This window comes from Flavobacterium sp. JLP (assembly GCF_015350755.1).
GTDB lineage: Bacteria > Bacteroidota > Bacteroidia > Flavobacteriales > Flavobacteriaceae > Flavobacterium.
This window is the reverse complement of the sequence record NZ_JADKPS010000005.1, coordinates 222351-241714: the sequence shown is the minus strand read 5'-3', so window position 1 is coordinate 241714 and position 19364 is coordinate 222351. Positions and strand designations below refer to the sequence as shown.

The 19364-nt window shown below is 35.2% G+C and carries 14 protein-coding genes; 7 read left to right on the top strand and 7 right to left on the bottom strand.

Features of this window, described 5'->3' with window-relative positions; all coding sequences use genetic code 11:
* Window positions 1-111 precede the first annotated feature (111 nt).
* Window positions 112-1482 carry a glycoside hydrolase family 27 protein gene (locus IRZ83_RS14075; RefSeq protein ID WP_194569685.1) on the top strand — a complete coding sequence of 457 codons (1371 nt, stop codon included), beginning with the start codon at window positions 112-114 and terminating at the stop codon, window positions 1480-1482.
* Window positions 1482-3419 (top strand): family 43 glycosylhydrolase, encoded by a 1938-nt coding sequence (locus IRZ83_RS14070; protein WP_194569683.1) that lies wholly within the window; start codon window positions 1482-1484, stop codon window positions 3417-3419. The genes IRZ83_RS14075 and IRZ83_RS14070 overlap by 1 nt, the downstream gene beginning before the upstream one ends.
* An 82-nt stretch (window positions 3420-3501) precedes the next feature.
* Here the strand turns inward: IRZ83_RS14070 and IRZ83_RS14065 are convergent, their stop codons facing one another.
* Entirely contained in the window at window positions 3502-3834 is a 333-nt protein-coding gene (locus tag IRZ83_RS14065) for a YegP family protein (RefSeq protein ID WP_029272578.1), read from the bottom strand.
* Between the two features lie 210 nt (window positions 3835-4044).
* On the opposite strand from IRZ83_RS14065, the gene IRZ83_RS14060 reads away from it, so the two are divergent.
* On the top strand, window positions 4045-5169 hold the full coding sequence (locus IRZ83_RS14060) for an XdhC family protein (protein WP_194569681.1): 1125 nt from the start codon (window positions 4045-4047) through the stop codon (window positions 5167-5169).
* Complete coding sequence (locus IRZ83_RS14055) at window positions 5159-5761, top strand: NTP transferase domain-containing protein (protein WP_194569679.1); 603 nt, start codon at window positions 5159-5161, stop codon at window positions 5759-5761. Before IRZ83_RS14060 ends, IRZ83_RS14055 begins: the two co-directional genes overlap by 11 nt.
* A 136-nt stretch (window positions 5762-5897) precedes the next feature.
* Here IRZ83_RS14055 and IRZ83_RS14050 read toward each other — a convergent pair whose 3' ends face one another.
* A complete protein-coding gene (locus tag IRZ83_RS14050; RefSeq protein WP_194569677.1) occupies window positions 5898-7031 on the bottom strand; it encodes a cysteine desulfurase family protein in 1134 nt (377 codons plus the stop codon).
* Window positions 7032-7206: 175 nt separating this feature from the next.
* Between IRZ83_RS14050 and IRZ83_RS14045 the strand changes: the two genes are divergently transcribed.
* From IRZ83_RS14045 to IRZ83_RS14035, 3 genes are read left to right on the top strand one after another with little or no spacing between them, the layout of a single operon-like run.
* Window positions 7207-7845, top strand: a complete 639-nt coding sequence (locus IRZ83_RS14045) for a 2Fe-2S iron-sulfur cluster-binding protein (protein WP_194569675.1) — start codon at window positions 7207-7209, stop codon at window positions 7843-7845.
* Window positions 7842-8822: an FAD binding domain-containing protein gene (locus tag IRZ83_RS14040; RefSeq protein ID WP_194569674.1), complete on the top strand. Its 981-nt coding sequence runs from the start codon at window positions 7842-7844 to the stop codon at window positions 8820-8822. Before IRZ83_RS14045 ends, IRZ83_RS14040 begins: the two co-directional genes overlap by 4 nt.
* Before the next feature lie 8 nt (window positions 8823-8830).
* On the top strand, window positions 8831-11041 hold the full coding sequence (locus IRZ83_RS14035; RefSeq protein WP_194569672.1) for a xanthine dehydrogenase family protein molybdopterin-binding subunit: 2211 nt from the start codon (window positions 8831-8833) through the stop codon (window positions 11039-11041).
* A 539-nt stretch (window positions 11042-11580) separates the two neighbouring features.
* Here the strand turns inward: IRZ83_RS14035 and IRZ83_RS14030 are convergent.
* From IRZ83_RS14030 to IRZ83_RS14010, 5 genes are all read right to left on the bottom strand, one after another.
* Window positions 11581-12144: a DUF2911 domain-containing protein gene (locus IRZ83_RS14030; protein WP_029272571.1), complete on the bottom strand. Its 564-nt coding sequence runs from the start codon at window positions 12142-12144 to the stop codon at window positions 11581-11583.
* A gap of 59 nt (window positions 12145-12203) precedes the next feature.
* On the bottom strand, window positions 12204-14024 hold the full coding sequence (locus tag IRZ83_RS14025; RefSeq protein WP_194569670.1) for a glycoside hydrolase family 2 protein: 1821 nt from the start codon (window positions 14022-14024) through the stop codon (window positions 12204-12206).
* Between the two features lie 137 nt (window positions 14025-14161).
* Complete coding sequence (locus tag IRZ83_RS14020) at window positions 14162-16579, bottom strand: glycoside hydrolase family 2 protein (protein ID WP_194569668.1); 2418 nt, start codon at window positions 16577-16579, stop codon at window positions 14162-14164.
* A 75-nt stretch (window positions 16580-16654) separates the two neighbouring features.
* A complete protein-coding gene (locus IRZ83_RS14015) occupies window positions 16655-17821 on the bottom strand; it encodes a glycoside hydrolase family 88 protein (protein WP_194569666.1) in 1167 nt (388 codons plus the stop codon).
* 17 nt (window positions 17822-17838) lie between these two features.
* Window positions 17839-19356: a RagB/SusD family nutrient uptake outer membrane protein gene (locus tag IRZ83_RS14010; protein WP_194569664.1), complete on the bottom strand. Its 1518-nt coding sequence runs from the start codon at window positions 19354-19356 to the stop codon at window positions 17839-17841.
* Window positions 19357-19364 lie beyond the last annotated feature (8 nt).

Below are 19364 nucleotides of genomic sequence, written 5' to 3'. Positions count from 1 at the left end.
TTGACCTGTTTGCTTTTTGATTCAGCAGACAGGTTAATTGTATAATTAGGAGAAAAGTTTATTATATTTGAAGTGTATATTTTACATTTATTACTATTTATCCCAATTAAGATGAAAATAAAAAATAGAATTGTTCTGGCTTTAGGTGTCGCTTTTGTTACAGTTTCTGCAGGCGCACAAAAAACAGCATTCAACAAAGACGAATTCAAACAATGGGCACAAACACCGCCAATGGGTTGGAACAGCTGGGATTGTTATGGTTCTACCGTCGAAGAACATGAAGTAAAAGCCAACGCCGATTATATGGTAAAAAACCTGAAAAAATTTGGCTGGAAATACATTGTTGTAGATATCAGATGGTTTGTAGAAAACGATAAAGCAGGAGGTTACAACCAAACAGATCCGCGTTATGTAATCGATCAATACGGCAGATATCAGCCGGCATTAAACAGATTTCCATCTGCAAAAGACGGACAAGGATTTAAGCCTTTAGCTGATTATATTCATAAAAAAGGTTTGAAATTTGGTATTCATATTATGCGCGGAATTCCTAAAAAAGCGGTAGAAGACAAAATGCCAATTAAAGGAACAAACGGAATAACAGCAGACCAAATTTATACTACCGCTTTGCAGTGTGAATGGCTCAAAGATAATTACACCATTTTAGCAGACAAACCAGGAGCTCAGGAATATTATGATTCTTTATTTGAACTTTATGCACAATGGGGCGTAGATTTTATTAAAATAGATGACCTATCAAGACCCTATCACGAAGGCGAAATCAACTTAATAAGGAATGCCATCGACAAATGCGGACGCAAAATTGTACTGAGTACTTCGCCGGGAGAAACGCCAATTTCAGCCGCACCGCATGTAAAAGAACATGCAAACATGTGGAGAATGGTAGATGATGTGTGGGATACCTGGCCACACATAACACACCTAATGAAAGTCAGCGAAAAATGGTATCCTTACATTGCACCAGGAACTTGGCCTGATTGTGATATGATTCCGCTAGGCCGTATTTCATTAAGAGGAGAACGAGGAGAAGACAGAATGTCGCGTTTAACAAAAGACGAACAATATACACTGATTACTTTTTTCAATATTTTTAAATCTCCTTTGTTTTTTGGTGGCGATTTACCAAGCAATGATGCTTTTACATTATCGTTATTAACGAACAAAGATGTAGTAAAAATGCATAATGAAAGCACAGATGTAAAACAGCTTTTTCAGAAAGACGGAAAAATTGCTGTGACTTCAAAAAATGTAAAAGATGGAAGTGTCTATTTGGCACTTTTTAATATTTCAGATACAGCTTCAGAAACTATAGCCGTAAATTTTTCTGATCTTGGAATTTCAGATTCTGTTGAAATTTTAAATATGTGGACGGGTGAGAAATCGAAAGTCGCTTCTGCAACAATTTCGGCGGTGTTAAAACCGCACAGTTCTATTCTATACCAATTAAAAAGTAAAAAGTAATGAAAAAAATACATTTTACTTTAGTACTATTTTTCACGATTTTTAATTTTTTGCAGGCTCAAAATAATAACCAAAAAGGTATTCCGACTGTAATTTCCGAAAAAGATTTAACCGCTTATTTATTTGTGTATTTTACTGGAAATTCTGTCGAAGAAGAAGCTGTACGATATGCTGTAAGCGCTGATGGTTATCATTATTATCATCTTAACAACAATAAACCTGTTATCGACAGCAAAGCAATAAGCTCTACAGGCGGCGTTCGTGATCCTCATATTTTGCGCGGAGACGACGGCAAAACATTTTATATGGTTTTGACTGATATGACATCTTCAAAAGGCTGGGACAGCAACCGGGCTATGATTTTGCTTAAAAGTATGGATCTTGTAAATTGGAAAAGCAGTGTGGTAAATATTCAAACTACTTTTCCGGGGAATGAAAATTTGAAACGTGTTTGGGCACCACAGACAATTTATGATGCTAAAGCGGGAAAGTATTTGATTTACTTTAGTTTACAGCATGCTGGCGGACCAGATAAGATTTATTATGCTTATGCAAATAAAGATTTTACAGGACTGGAAAGTGCTCCAAAATTATTATTTGTGCCAAAATCAGAAAAGTCTTGCATAGATGGTGATATTATTGAAAAAGACGGAATATATCATCTTTTCTATAAAACTGAAAGTGGAAAAGCAGGAATAAAAGTAGCCACGACAAACGATCTAACTTCTGGTAATTGGATAGAAAATGATAATTATCTGCAACAGACACAAGATGGAGTTGAAGGTTCGAGTGTTTTCAAACTAAACAATTCAGATGACTATATTTTGATGTATGATGTTTATACCAAAGGAAGATATCAGTTTACAAAAAGTAAGGATTTAGAAAATTTCACCGTAATAGACAATGAAATTTCAATGGATTTTAATCCGCGTCACGGAACTATTTTGCCAATAACGCGTTCTGAATTAAAGAGTATAACGGCAAAATGGGGAATGCCAGAGAAATTTCCAAAACTAAATAATAATCCGGTTTTAGAAGGATATTATGCTGATCCTGAAATTTTATACTCAAACAAAACAAGGAAATACTATATCTACCCAACAAGCGATGGTTTTGACGGCTGGTCTGGAAATTATTTTAAAACCTTTTCATCAGATAATTTAGTTGATTGGAAGGATGAAGGGATTATTTTAGATCTTAGAAAAGATGTAAGCTGGGCCAACAGAAATGTATGGGCGCCTTGTATTGTAGAGAAAAAAATAAACGGCAAGTACAAATATTTTTATTATTTCACAGCTGCCCAAAAAATTGGTGTTGCCTCTTCTGACAATCCAACAGGACCTTTTACAGACAGTGGAAAAGCATTGGTAAGCATGAGGCCACAAGACATAAAAGGCGGACAGGAAATTGATCCAGATGTTTTTACAGACCCTAAAACTGGAAAGAGTTATTTGTATTGGGGAAATGGCTATATGGCTGTAGCCGAATTGAATGCAGATATGATCTCACTTAAAGAAGGAAGTACCAAAATCATTAAAGTTGACAATACATTTCGCGAAGGCACTTATGTAATTTACAGAAAAGGAAAATATTATTTTTTATGGAGTGAAGATGACACAAGAAGCCCAAATTATAAAGTGAGATACGGAACTTCAAATTCACCTTTGGGACCAATTGAAATTCCTGAAAATAATATTGTAATTCAAGGAATTCAAGATCAGGGAATTTATGCAACGGGACATAATTCGGTTTTACAAATTCCAAATAAAGACGAATGGTATATTACGTATCATCGTTTTTCATATCCAACCGGAATAAAAATGGGAGATGCCGGAGGATTTCATCGTGAAGTCTGTATCGATAAATTAGAATTTAATGCTGATGGAAGCATCAAACAAGTAAAGCCAACACACGCAGGAGTAAATGCTATAAAGTAATTTTTATTAGAATTAATTTTAATCAAAAAAGGCTGTTTCTTTAATTAGAAACAGCCTTTTTTATATATTATTTAAATGAATTTTAAACCGTTTGATCGTCTACAGCAGCGTCTGGTGCATTTGATTTTACAGATGCAATTCCGTTATCTCTTGCAGAAGTACTTTCATACATTTCACTTGTACCAATTATTTGGCCGTTCCCAGCTTTTAAAGTAAAATAAGGTTTACCGCTCTTTGATTCTTCTTTGCTGTAACGAGAATCGTCTTGCGAGTTTGTTTTTACAGATTCGATTCCATTTACGGCTGATGCTTTGCTCGCATAACCTTCGCTTGTTAGAATGGTTTGTCCATTTCCAGCTTTTAAATTAAATTGAAATTCCCCATTGGCTCTTTTGGTGATAACAAATTTTCCCATATAGTTTTTTATTTAAGTTAAGTATTCCAAAATTTTGCTATTGATAAAAATACGAAACTTAGTTATATAAATTGTATTGGCTAAAAAATAATTGATTATTAGAATGTTAAAAAATTTGTTTCAAACTATATTATAGAATAAAATTTTAATAAAATATAAATGTAAAAGCCTTAAAACACTTATTTTTGTTAGTGATAGCAATTAGGAAATATGAAGGAAATCCGCGAAATTTTAAAAGCATATTCAGAGGCTAAAACGGGAGGAAAAAAGACTGCGCTGGCAACAGTTGTCAAAGTTGAAGGTTCTTCTTACCGACAGCCTGGCGCTCGTATGCTTGTTACCGAAGACGGCTCTCTGACAGGCGCTATCAGCGGTGGCTGTCTGGAAGGCGATGCGCTCCGCAAAGCCTTGCTTGCAATTCATCAAAAGCAAAATAAACTCATTATTTATAACACTAATAATGAGGATGATATTGAATTAGGATTACAGCTTGGATGCAACGGTATTGTTCATATTCTTTTTGAATATATTGATGATGGGGTTTCTAATAATCCAATGCAACTTTTAAAGCAATTAGAAATTGACCGCAAAGAAGCAGTGGTTGTGACATTATTTTCATTAAAAAAACAGGCGCCTCAAATCGGAACGGTCTTAATTTATAAGGTAGATACAACACTTTTGCAAAACCATAAAATTGCTCAAGAATTGCTTTCAGATGTGAAGCAAGTGTTAGAGAATAAAATGACAATTGTAAAAAATATTCAAGAAGAAACGCAAACCGAAGCATTAATAGAATATATAAATCCGCCTATTTCTCTTGTAATTGCTGGAGCTGGAAATGATGTACAGCCTCTTTCTGAAATGGCTTTTTTATTAGGCTGGGAAGTTAACATAGGCGACGGACGCGCAACGCATGCAACTCCAAAACGTTTTCCAGAAGCAAAACGAGTGTTTGTTGCAAAGCCGGAACAATTAATACAAAACACAAAAATTGATGCTCAAACGTATTTTGTTCTCATGACGCACAATTACAAATATGATTTAGCGCTTTTAAAATTACTTTTAGAAAGCGATTGCCCGTATATTGGTATTCTAGGTCCAAAAACAAAACTGAATCGAATGTTCGGTGATCTTTATAATGAAGGCATAATTATAAAAGAACAACAATTAAAATGCATTTATGGACCAATTGGACTCGATATTGGAGCCGAAACTTCTGAAGAAATTGCCTTGTCAATCATTGCTGAAATAAAAGCGGTTATAAGCGGAAAGGAAGGATCGCCATTGAAATATAAATTAGGAAAAATACACGAGAACGCGCCGTATGTCAAGTAAAGAAAATAATATTGGAATCGTCATTTTGGCGGCAGGAAATTCTTCTAGGCTTGGCAGACCCAAACAATTATTAGAATATAAAAATTCTACATTATTAAAAAATACAATTAAAGAAGCTTCTCTAGTCCAAAATTCGAACATTATTATAGTTGTAGGCGCCAATAATAAATTAATAGAAAAAGAACTACTTGAATTTCCTAAAATAAAAACAACGTTCAATCCTGATTGGCAATCTGGAATGTCATCTTCAATCGTAAAAGGTCTTTCAGAATTATTGGTTTTATATCCAGATTCTCAAAGCTGTATTTTTGCAGTTTGCGATCAACCTTATGTAACAGCAGCCGTTTTTGAAAATTTAATAAATGAAGCTGTAAAAACTAGAAAAGGAATCGCAGCTTCTGCTTATGCTGAAACTTTAGGAACACCTGTTTTATTTGATAAAAAATATTTTAATGCACTTTTAGAATTAAAAGGTCAGGAAGGAGCAAAAAAAGTCATCAATACATTTTTGAATGATACAGTTGCAGTTCCTTTCGAAAAAGGAAATATCGACATAGATACGGAAGAAGATTATAATGAGCTTATTTCTTGAATGAAGCTTCAAAGGTTCCTAGGTACAAAGGCATAAATTACTATGTAATAAAAGCTTTGCGATTTTACGTATTCGCTATATTATTTCTAAAAGCTTAAAAAAACTTTGTGTCTTAGTGTCTTCGTGGCAAAAAAAACTATGACAATTGGCGAAGCAAACTTAAAACACGCTCAATCGTTTCTTCAATCTCTTCAGCTGTTGTATATTGGCTTAAGCTAAATCGTATTGAACTCAAAGCATTTTCATCGGATAAACCCATCGCTTTTAAAACATGCGAAGGTTTGGAAGTTACAGCGGAACAAGATGAACCATTAGACACTGCAATATTTTGCAAAGCAAGAATTAGCTGTTCAGAATTTACTCCCGGAAAACAGATATTGGTTGTATTATAAATTCTGTTTTCAGTATCTCCATTAACAAATGAACCTTCAAATTGAAGTAATGCATTTTCAAGTTGATTTCTTAATTTAAATATTATTTCTTTGTTTATTAGTACTTCATTTTCAGCTATTTCACATGCTTTACCTAAACCAATAATTCCAGTAGAATTTAAAGTGCCGCTTCGCAGATTTCGCTGTTGTTCGCCTCCATGCAATTGTGCGGTAATTTTTATTTTGGCTTTCGCCGAAATATACAAAGCACCAACTCCTTTTGGCCCATAAAATTTATGTGCAGAAAGAGGCAAAAGATCAATTTCGAGTGTTTTAACATCTAAAGGAATCTTCCCTACAGCCTGAGTTGCGTCACACATTAAAAAGGCATTTTTGGCGTGAACAAGTTTAGAAATTTCTGCCATATTATGCATGACACCAGTTTCATTATTAACTATCATTATAATGACTAACAGTGTTTTATCCGTTATTGCTTCATTTAATACATTAATATCTAAAATTCCATTTGAGTTGACAGGCAAATACGTTACATCAAAACCAATTGTTTCCATATATTGGCAAGTATTCAACACAGCTTTATGTTCTGTCGAGGCAGTAACAATATGTTTTCGATCTTGATTAGACAAACTTTTTATAGCAAGATTGATAGCTTCAGTTGCTCCAGAAGTAAAAACAATTTCTTCTTCATCTGCTCCAATCAAATTGGCGGTTTGCCATGCAGCGTTTTCTACTGCTTCTTTTACAGATAATCCAGCAATATGCGCACTTCCTGCATTTGCATAATCGCTGGTAAAATAAGGAAGCATTGCCTCTAAAACCCTGTCATCAAGACGAGTTGTTGCATTGTTGTCTAAGTAAATGAGTTTTTGTGGAGACATAAATTTGGCTTATTATAGTAAAAATACAATTTTGAATTTTATTGAGCGATGATTTTTATCAATTGAAATTATTCTAAATAGTGGGTTTATGTGAATTTTATAACTATTTGTCAGCGAAGATTGTTAAATTTGTTAGGATGACAAAAGTGATTTTGCTAATTAAAAAATAGAATGAATGGCTGCTAAAAAATCAATTACGAATAAAGTAACCGAGGATGATTCGAACTCCCGTCGTGACTTTATAAAAAAATCAGGACTTTTTACCGCTCTCGCCTTGACACCACCTTCATTGGTAATGGCTTCAGAGAATAAATGGGATGAAAAAATAGCTGAATATTTAGAGACTGTGCCACTTTCTATTGAAGTAAATGGCAAAAAACACAACTTAAACGTTGAGCCAAGAACTACCTTGCTCGATTTATTAAGAGAAAATCTGCAGTTAACAGGTACTAAAAAGGGCTGTGACCACGGACAATGCGGTGCCTGTACAGTTCACGTAAACGGAACACGGATTTTATCTTGCTTGTCATTGGCTTCAATGCAGCAAAACGCTCAAGTAACCACTATTGAAGGACTTTCAAAAGGAAAAAAACTCCACCCAATGCAGGAAGCTTTCATTAAAAATGATGGTTTTCAATGCGGTTATTGTACTCCAGGCCAAATTATGTCTGGGATAGCCTGCATCAAAGAGGGTCACGCAAACAGCAGAGAAGAAATTCGAGAATATATGAGCGGTAATATTTGCCGCTGCGGTGCTTACCATAATATTGTTGATGCCATTACAGAAGTTAAGGAAGGAGGGATGCTGTCATGAAAAACTTTCAATTAATTAAAGCACTATCAGCTGGTTCTGCGGTAACCAGTATCAGCAAAGAAAGTTCAGCCATGTTTATCGCCGGCGGAACGAATTTGGTCGATTTAATGAAAAAAAATGTTGTAGCTCCAGATAAATTGGTAGATATAACTGCTTTAGATTTAAAGAAAATAGAATTCTTAACAGGCAAGACCTCAATAGGCGCTTTGGCAAAAAACAGTCAAGTTGCTGAAGATAAAGAAATAATACAAAAACATCCATTGCTTGCTTTAGCTTTAGCAGCAGGAGCATCACAGCAAATCAGACATATGGCAACTGTGGGCGGTAATATGCTGCAACGCACAAGATGTCCTTATTTTTACAATACCGATATGCCCTGCAACAAACGCGTTCCTAAAAGCGGCTGTGGTGCAATTGGCGGATCAAATCGCATGCATGCTATTTTTGGTGCATCAGATAGCTGTATTGCAGTTCACCCAAGTGATATGTGTGTAGCTTTAGCAGCACTTGATGCAACAGTTTTAGTAGAAGGCCCAAAAGGCAAGAGAGAAATAAAATTCACAGATTTTCATCGCCTTCCTGGAAATACGCCAGAAAAAGACAACACACTTCAGAATAAGGAATTGATTACTTCAATTGAAATTCCAAATAATAATTTCACTAAAAATGTACATTATCTAAAAGTTCGAGACCGAAGCAGTTATGCATTTGCATTAATTTCGGTTGCTGTGGCTTTAGAAATCAGTAATAATACAATTACAAATGCACGTCTGGCAATGGGCGGTGTAGCACACAAGCCTTGGCGATTAAATGAATCTGAAGAATTTTTGAAGGGAAAAACGGTTTCTGAAACTGTTTTCAAACAGGCAGCCAATCTGGCGATGAAAGGAGCAAGAGGTTATGGAGATAATAATTTTAAATTGACACTTGGACCTAACGCCATTACCGAAGCATTAACAATAGCATCATCTAAATAATTCGAATTATGAGCAAGACAAGTAATATTAATAGAGTTGATGGATTTGCTAAAGTAACAGGTGCTGCAACATATTCTGCCGAATATAAGATGCAGGGCATGGTTTACGCCTGTTTAGTTGGAAGTACAATTGCAAAAGGACGAATCAAATCAATAGATACAAAAAAAGCCGAATGGGCTCCAGGAGTTTTAGCTGTAATTACACATCTAAATGTTGATAAGCCATCCGGATACGAAAAGGCAAAAGACAAGCATAATTTTGGTCAGCCACTTCAAATTTTTAAAGATGATACCATCCTTTACTACGATCAGCCAATTGCAATGGTTGTTGCAGACACTTTTGAGCGTATGCAATACGCGGCGAGTTTAATTAAAGCAGAATACCTGAATGAAGAACATATAACAGATCTTCAAAAAGCAAAAGAAAAAGAGAAAAAAATTGAAACTGATAAAGGCGATGATTATCATCGAGGAACTCACGACGGATATAAAAATGCAGAAGTTGTATTAGAAGCAGAATATACGATTCCGACAGAAGTTCATAACCCGATGGAATTGGCCAATATTATTGCAAAATGGGAAGGAAATAAACCCTCTCTTTATACCAAAAGTCAAGGAGTTGAAGGAACCAGAAAAAGTGTAGCTGGAGTGTTTGGAGTTCCTGTAGAAGATGTTACCGTAAATTCTGAATATCTTGGCGGTGCTTTTGGTATGGGGCTGCATACTTGGCCTTACGAAATTGCAGCTTTGATTGGAGCAAAGAAATTAAATCGTCCGGTAAAATTAGTTTTGCATCGCGAGCAAATGTTTACTAATGTTGGATTTCGCCCTTACACAATTCAGAAAATGGGTTTAGGCGCTACAAAAGATGGAAAACTGACTGGTTTAACACACGAAGCTGTGGCAATGACTTCGAGCTATGAAGATTTTATGGAAGGAACCGTAAATATGTCCCGATTTATTTATGATTGCGCCAATGTTTCAACGCGCTATCGAATTGTACCTCTGGACACCTGCACACCAATTTGGATGCGTGGTCCCGGCGAGGCAACAGGATCATTTGCGTTAGAATCGGCAATGGATGAATTGGCACATAAACTAGATATGGATCCAATTGAATTTCGCAAGAAAAATTATGCGGAAAAAGATTTGGAGCAAAATAAACCATGGAGCAGTAAATACCTTTTAGAATGTTACGAAGGCGGTATGGAACGTATTGGCTGGAAAAACCGTAAAAATAAACCAGGTTCAGTGCGTGAAGGCGAGTGGCTTGTTGGTTACGGAATGGGAACAGGAACTTTTGGGTGTTATAGAAGTGCAACTTCTGTAAAAGCAAAATTTTTACCCGATGGCAATTTAGTGCTGCAATGCAGCGTAAATGATATGGGACCCGGAACCGCGACTATGATGACCGCAATAGGTGCTGAAATAACAGGATTGCCAGCTGAAAATGTTATTATAGAAATGGGTAAAAGCGGTTTGCCAAAAGGCCCTACGCAAGGAGGATCTGCTACAACTTCGTCTGTAGGTTCTGCGGTTCATGATGCCTGCAATTTATTGGTCAGTAAAATACTTGGATTAGCAACTGAAAATCCAACATTAAAAGGAACTCCAATTACAGAATTGTCTTTTTCTAATGGTTTGATTTCTTCTAAAAAAGACAATTCCAAATCAGTTTCTGTAGCTGCATTGCTTACTGCAAATAAATTAGAAGAAATTGAAGTTGAAAATCAATCAAAAGCAACGGAAGAAGCAAAAAAATATTCGATTTATTCGTTTTCAGTTCACTTCGTAAAAGTATTGGTGAATCCGAATTTGGGAAAAATAAGATTAGCTCACGTCGTTTCCTGTGCTGATATTGGAACCGTTATAAATCAAAAAACATCAGCAGGACAAATGTATGGCGGTGCAGTAGGAGGAATCGGAATGGGATTAATGGAAGCTCTCGAAATCGATCACCGTTTCGGCCGTCCAATAAACAACAATTTCGCAGATTATCATGTTCCGGTAAATGCTGATATTGAAAAACAAGAAGTATTTTTCGTCAATAAAAAAGATCCTATAAGCAACCCCATGGGAACTAAAGGTTTGGGAGAAACTGCTTTGGTTGGAATGGCGCCTGCAATTGCAAATGCTGTTTTTAACGCAACCGGAAAACGTGTTCGAGATTTGCCAATTACGTTGGATAAAATTATAGAACCTTCTGTGGCAACTGCTTAAACAATTCTAAAACATAAAAAATCCCTTTAGATTATTTCTTAAAGGGATTTTTAGTTTGAATGGGGGAATGTGAAAAAATGATGCATAATGTCATAAATCAATTTCGTAAATCACTGTCTTAATTTATTGAGGCACAAATTAAAAGAATGCTATGTAATTACTTAGTCGATTATAAAAAGATAGTTCTTTTAATTACTGTCTTTATTTCATTTTAAACCTTAATGTTACGTTCATGACAAATGCACCATTTTTTGCTTTGGTTCTGCTTAGTATAGATTTCTGATTGAATAATATTTAAGTTTTTTTTTAAAGATGTGGAACAATTTTCTTAATAATTATTTATCTATACCTCTCAAAAATAACCGTACACTAAATATCATTTTTATATAATTTTGTAAAAATGTTATATAATTCCCATATTTGTTAATTCAATTTATCTTGTAATTGCAAAGCCCTTATCGATGTATTTTTTAATTACCTAAATAAAAAAAAGCCGTCTCATAGGAGACAGCTTTCTGCTTTTTAAATACTCGAAAGTATTATTTAATCGTAATAGGCAATTCAACAGTTGTTTTGTCCCATCCAATAACTAAATTGGTTACTGTACCTTGAGTTGTAAAAGCAATTGACAAAGCTTCAATAGCAGTAGAAACTGGTTTTACCGGAACTGATACTCTAACTAAATCTTTGCTTTCGTCATAAGCGTAAGCTCCCCACATATCAAGTTCTTTGTTGATAATGATCGTCCATTTGTCTTTTTCTGGAATAGCAAATAAGCTGTAAGTTCCCACAGGAATTGCTACACCATTAATCGTTGCAGGTTTGTAAAATTTGATCTCTGTATTTTCATTTGCACCAACTCTCCAAACTTCACCAAACTTCAGCAGTTCTCCAAAAACAACACGTCCTTTTGCTGAAGGTCTTGCATAAGTAACTTTAATTGAAGGAGAAGGAGTGTCCGTTTTTTTGAATTTAACCGATCTGCTTGGGAAATAAGAAATATCAACTGGACTTGCATCTAACGGAGCAAATTTTACTACGTCTTGTGCTTTAACCGAAATGGCAACTAAAAAAATAACTGCCAGTAAACTAAATTTTTTCATAGGATAATTTATTTGGAATACACAAAGTAAGAGAATAACAAAGAGAAATCATACAATTATTACTCTTTTTTCTTCTTTGCGTACCAATCCTGCATAATATAAAAAGCTTTCTTTTTATTTCCGTCATTTGAGATTAATCCTTTACGGTTATATTCGTCCTGAATTCCCGGAAGCAAACGTCGCGGTGACCTGAAATCAACTAAAATCCAAGGACTTAATCCACTCAAGTGCGGAATTTTTTCAATCATCTTCAAATTTTGAATGTATAAATATTCTTGAAATTCTTCGGTCCAGCGTTCATTTTTTTCTCCGTGCAAGCCTTGTTTGGCATCGCCTCCAAATTCAGAAACTATAACGGGTTTGTTGTACTTGGTTTTCCAGAAGATTTTTTCAGCATCTTCAAGATTTCCGCCGTACCAGCCTAAATACTGATTAAACGAAATAATATCTAAATATTCGCCAATTGCATCATTAATAGTTCCAAATCCGTCAGCACCGCTTTGTGTTAATAAAGCCGCACTAATTAATCGGGTATTGTCTAAAGATTTTGTATGATCTACTAAATTTTTAATGAATAAATTTCGAGCATAAGAAATTGGCGTTTCATTTGCCATTGACCAAATAATAATACAAGCTCTGTTTTTGTCTCTTGTGACTGCGGCAGTCAATTGATCTTGAGCATTTTGATAGGTATCTTTATTAGTAAATTCTACTGTCCAATATACCGGAATTTCCTCCCAAACCATTAATCCCATTTTATCAGCTGTTCTGATAATGTTTTCGTTATGTGGATAATGTGCCAGACGAACATAATTACAGCCCAATTCTTTTGCCCAGTTTAACAAGCGTAATGCATCTTCTTCAGAATTAGCGCGTCCGCCTTTTGCATTTTCTTCGTGAATCGAAATTCCTCTTAAAAAAATTGGTTTTCCGTTTAATAGTATTTTGTCTTCTTTAGTTTCAATTGTTCTAAAACCAATATTATCGTTTAATTTTTGTCCGTTATAATCAATTGTTACATCATATAATTTGGGATTTTCTGGCGACCAATATGAGATTTTCTTAGCTGGAATTTCGAAGTTTAAAAAAATTCCGTCAGCACCAACTTTTCCTTTATAATTAATTTTTAATTCGGGAATAGAAATTGACACCTGATTTTGATTTTGATCTGGAGTATTGATTTTGATAAATCCAGAAATCAAACTTGGATTGTTCTTTTTAAGTTGAATGTTATAATCTTCAATAAACGAAGCTTCTTCTTCAATCAAAGTCACATCGCGCGTAATTCCGCCATAATTCCACCAATCGGTATTAATTGTCGGAACATCTTCCTTGTGGCGCGTATTATCCACTTTAATAACTAAATAATTATCTTTTGGCTTTACAATCGAAGTAACTTCATAATTAAATGGGGTAAAACCTCCAACGTGAGTTCCTAATTTTTTTCCATTCAAATAAACATCAGCTTTATAATTGATTGCTCCCAAATAAACAAAAAGGCGTTTTCCTGCCTTTAAATTATAATCGAATGATTTTTTGAACCAAACATTTCCTTCGTAATATTTGAGTTCCGGAATCTGTGAAGTAAAATCGCCAGGAATGTTAATTTTTGGAGATTTATCAAAATCATATTCAACCAATTCCTGTTTATTTACTGCGTGATAATTATTAAAATATGCAGCATTTGACGGTTTTGCCTGTTTGTCGTATACATCATGATGAAAGCTGTAATAGCCCGTTTCATAAGGGTCAACAATGTAATTCCAAACACCGTTTAGTGAAGTTGTATTTCTATTGGGAACATTTGAAATCAAGTTTTGATTTTGCGCAAATCCGAAAAGGGAAAAGGTTAGAAGTAATGTGGTTATTAGTTTTTTCATTAGTTTGTATATTTGTTATATTATAGTCAAATGATGCTTTAACCGCAATGCGCACTAAGGTTTACGCAAGGTTCGCAAAGTTAAATGCAAAAATTTGTGTGCCTTGCGATCGTTTCTTTGCGAACTTTGCGGTTAGATTAAGGTTCAATCTTCAAATATTCCCCTTTAAAACTCTGATTCAAAGCTGTCATTTCAATGGGTGTATTTGATCCATCTGGAACAACTTCAATCGAGGCTTTTCCATTTGCCATTTTAATCGATTCACTTCCTGTAGGAGTTCCTTGATTTTTCATGGTTTTCCCGCCTTTAAGACATTGAAAATAGACATTTTCTTCATAATCCAAGCAACGTAAATTATTATTGTCAATCGCAATTGCGGTAACCAGATAATGGCCGTTTTTTAATTTTTCAGAAGATAATTGCAGTGAAGTTGCCGCTTCATTTTTAGTAAAGCGATAGTTCACTTTTATAGTGTCTGAAACTGTTTTTCCGTCTTTAGATTCTCCTATCGCAATTAAAATATTCTCACCTTTAGAAAAATTAACATCCCAAGTTAAGCCATTTGCTGGATATAATGAAAGATTTCTCTTTTTTTCTCCAAGCGTTTTACCTTGATGATATAATGTAACTCGATCACAATTACTGAAAACACTAATAGTTCTGGGAGTATTTTCTGGTCCTTGGCGTTCTGTCCAAGTATGCGATTCGATATAAGTGAAAGGTTCATCGCTCCAATAACTTTTAAAAACATAGTATGCATCTTTCGGATTTCCGTTTCGGTCTACAAGTCCTTTTTGATTCATGTACGGAATATCATCTTCTGGTCGCAAAGGCGTTGCAAAATCCTTAAATGCCCATTGTACATTGCCCACAAACGTTGGGTCATTCTCGGATATATGCAAATGCCAATCGAATAAATCAACGATATAATTTTCGCTCCAATCGCCAATTTGAGCAATATTTGCAACTTTTGTCTGAACAATTGCTTCTTCCCAGCCTTCTGCCTTTATAATATTTTCGCCCGTTACCGGATTTTCACTGTGACGCCCAACATGACTGTCGCCGCCATATTCGGCATGAATAAAATGTTTGTATTCTTTTTTGTATAGGTCGATTGCTTTTTGATAGCTTTTGTAACTTCCAGAATACCAGCCCGACCAGATAGAAGGAGAGAAGACATCGACAATCTGCGAACCTTCGTAATATTTACGAATCGCTGTTTTTCGCGTTGGATCAAGTTTATGAGCAATATCGTTTAATTCGGTCAAAAACACATTGGTTTTATGTGTATTATCTCCGTCAGGAAAATCTGGAAGCCAGTTCATTTCATTACCCAAAGACCAAATAATAATGCTCGGATGATTGAAATTTTGATTGATGATTTCGCGCAGCATATTTTTTGTGTTTGTCTGCCAAAGTTCATCTCCAATACCGCCTCTGCACCAAGGCAATTCATCCCAAACCAATAAACCCAATTCATCACAAGCTTTGTAAATTTCAGGATCTTGCGGGTAATGTGCCAAACGAACAAAGTTAGCACCCATATTTTTTATAGATTTCATATCAGCCCAATGTTGCGCATTGCTCATTGCTGCGCCAACTCCGGCTTGTTCTTCATGACGATGAGTGCCGCGAAGCAATAATCGTTTTCCGTTCAAATAAAACGGACCGTGATCTTTAAACTCAAACCATCTAAAACCAACTTTTTCAGATACGCTGTCTTTGATTTGGCTGTTCTCTGATAAAAAAGCAGATACACTATATAAATTTGGTTTTTGAGTATCCCATAATTCTGGATTTTTAATGTTTTCGAAAGTTATTTTTGAAATTTTATTCGAAACAAAAACGGTTTTGCTTGCTACTTTTTTTCCTTTCGGATTTTTGAGAATTACAGTCAGCGATAAATCTTTTGAATTTTCAGGATTTGCTGTTTCTGCCATTATATTTAAAGAAGCTTTTTTAGCCGAGACTTCCGGCGTTGTAATTTTTAAATTCTCGATATGACTTTTATATTTCGAAATAAGCCAGACATCACGCGTGATGCCGCCATAAATAAAGAAATCACTTTTTTGAGACGGAATAATTTCGATATCATAACTGTTATCAACGCGAACAAAAATTTCGTTGTTTCCTTCTTTAATAAAGTTTGTAATATCAATCGTAAAACCAATATATCCGCCAATATGTCCACCGGCTTCTTTATCATTAACATACACTTTTGTAGTTACATTAGAACCTTCAAAATATAAATAATAACGTTGATTTTGATCTATTTTCGAAATATTAAGTTTCTTTTGATACCAGCTTGCGTCGCGTCTGTAACCCGGATTTAAATCGGTTGCATCTTCTGCATTCCAAGTGTGTGGCAGATTTAATTCAGTCCAGTTTTTTGCTTTTTTTGCTTGATCAAGGTTTGGTGTATTATTTTCTAAATACAGCCAGTTTTCATTAATGTTTGTTTTCGTCTGAGCAAAACTGCTGTTCAGACAAAACAGAAAGAAAATTAGAGTTACTATTTTAGAAAATGGCTTATAGCTGTAAAGTTGTTTTTTCATAAATTATAAAGCTTTTTTTAGGTTCTCAGGTACAGAGGCTGAAAACCTTTGTTGCTTTGTACCTCTGTGCCTTTGTTACTTTTTTCTTAGCAATGCTTCCAAAAAATAATAATCAGCATAGATAATTGGTTCGTCAATTTCGTCGTGTTTTGGCCAGTTTCCGGTACTGTGATCCAGAATAAATGGTGCATTAATTTTAGCGTCTAAAATGTATTTATCCGAATTTAAAGTCGCAATTATTTTATCGGCGAAAGCCAAATAACTTTTATTCTTTGTATAACTATAAAGTTCGTATAATGCCGAAGCCATAACCGTTGCAGCAGAAACATCGCGCGGTGCATTTGGAATGCTGGGATCTTTAAAATCCCAATACGGAACTCCGTCTTCAGGCAAATTTTTATTGGTCATAAAAAACTTCGCAGTAGCTTCGGCTTGTTTTATGTAAGCTTCATCTTTGGTATATCGGTACGACATGGTAAAACCATAAACTGCCCATGCCTGTCCGCGTGCCCAAACTGAATCGTCATTAAAACCCTGAAGTGTAGTTTTCTTTCTCACAGCTCCAGAAACAGGATCGTAATCAACAACATGATAACAGCTGTTGTCATCCCTAAATTGATTTTTTAAAGTGGTATTGGCATGTTTAATAGCGATATCTCTAAACTTTTTATTTCCAGATAATTTAGAAGCTTCAAAAAGCAATTCTAAGTTCATCATATTGTCAATAATAACAGGATAATCCCAAATTTCCCTGTTGAAATCCCAAGAACGAATTGCACTCACTTTTGGATCAAATCTTGTACATAAAGTTTCTGCGCCTTTAATAATTACATCTTTGTATTCTTGCTTGTTTTCCACTTTCAGCGCTTCTCCAAAACTGCAAAACACTTTAAAACCAACATCGTGCGAATTATTGTTAACGCTTTCTTTTTTGCTGAAAGCTGTCCATTTTGCTGCTTGTTCTTTGTATTGAGGATTTCCAGTCAAACGATATAATTGCCAAAGATTTCCAGCAAAAAAACCGCTTGTCCAGTCTTTTGAAGGAACTTTTTTAATTGAATTTGTTTTGGTAGTCATACTTCTAGGCATTGACAAAGAATCTACAGGATATTCCAATAGCATATTATATCGGTTTTCCAGAAGTTTTGATGCAGAAATATTTTGGGAATTAATTCCGGATTTGCACGCTGTCGCCAGCAGTGCAAACCCAAGAATTAAAGTAAAAAAACTAACTTTATTCATACTAATTAATCTAATGTTTAGTAACCAGGATTATTTGGTTTTAAATTTGGATTGATTGCCAATTCAGTTCCTGGCAATGGAAAAAGATAATCTTTTGCCGGATCAAAATTGGCGTGCGGTTCTAATCCGTTTGGACCAAAAACTTCCGGGCCGTTTTTCAATCTTTTGATATCATACCATCTGATATATTCAAAAGCAAATTCTAATCGTCTTTCTTCAATAACCATTTTTTTAAAATCGGCTTTTGATAAACCTGGCGTTACGTTTGCAGGAAACGAAACTAATCTTCCAGCTTTGTTTCTTGCTCTAGCACGAACTCGATTTACATAACCATCGGCTTCTGTAGTTCCGGGTGTAATTTCGTTTAATGCTTCTGCTGCTGTCAATAAAACTTCGGCATAACGCATTGTAATATAGTTGTGCTGTGAAGTTCTTCCGTTTGCACCAGCTTTACCCGGAAAACGATAATATTTCGCAATATGCGGACGAGGCGCTTTTTCGTTATCGCTTGAAGGATAAACTTGCAATGCACCGCCTGGACCCGTTTTCTTTCTAATAATTGTATCAAAACTTACGGCTCTTCTGTAATCTCTCTGATCCCAAGTGTTAAAAACTTTTAAGGACGGAACCGCAACAGAAAAACCTTGTCCATAACTGTAACTGTCATCTTTAAGTGATCCAGTAAAAAAAGCGGTATAGTCTTGACCGTAATTTCCTGAAACTAAGTTGTTGAAATCGATTGTAAACAAAGGTTCTTTTAAAGCTGCTGTTTTTGTAGCGTTAAATAAATCCTGAAAATCAGCATCTAAACCTAAACCAAATTTTGCTTCGTTTGTAATTACATATTTTGCTTCATCATATGCTTTTTGATAATTTCCTAAAGTTAAATAAACAGAAGCCAAATAACCTGCCGCTGTACCTTTTCCAGGAACCGCCTTTACTTTTGGTTTGTCTTCAAGCCATTGCTTTGCAAATTCTAAATCGGCTATAATTTTTGGATAAACATCTGCTTCTTTAGTCCTGCTTAAAGCATTTACCTGCGAAACATCGTTTACAACAAAATCAATGTATGGAATATCTCCAAAAAGACGTACCAAATGATAGTACGTAAAAGCTCTTGCAAAATAAGCCTGAGCTACAATTGCGTTTACTTTTGCGGGATCTCCTGGCGTTTTTTTCGCGCCTTCGATTGCCTGATTTGCTGCTGTAATGATAACATAAGATTGAGGCCAAAAGTTAGCAACAAGCGCGTTTGTATCGTTCATACTCATGTCGTTCACATCGATACGTGCGGCTTGAGTTGTCCTGTCGCCAATGTCAGACATGTCATCACGAAGCATTAAGGCAATTGTAAATTCTCGTCCCCAATAATTATTGTGTGCGATGTTGGCAAAAGCTCCGTTTACCGCAGCTTGCAAATCATCTGTATTATTAAAGAAATTGTCAGGACGAATAATTCCTACCGGATGTTCTTCTAAATCTGAACATCCTAAAGCGAACATTCCTAAGAAAAGAAAAGCTATATATTTTTTCATGTGTAGAT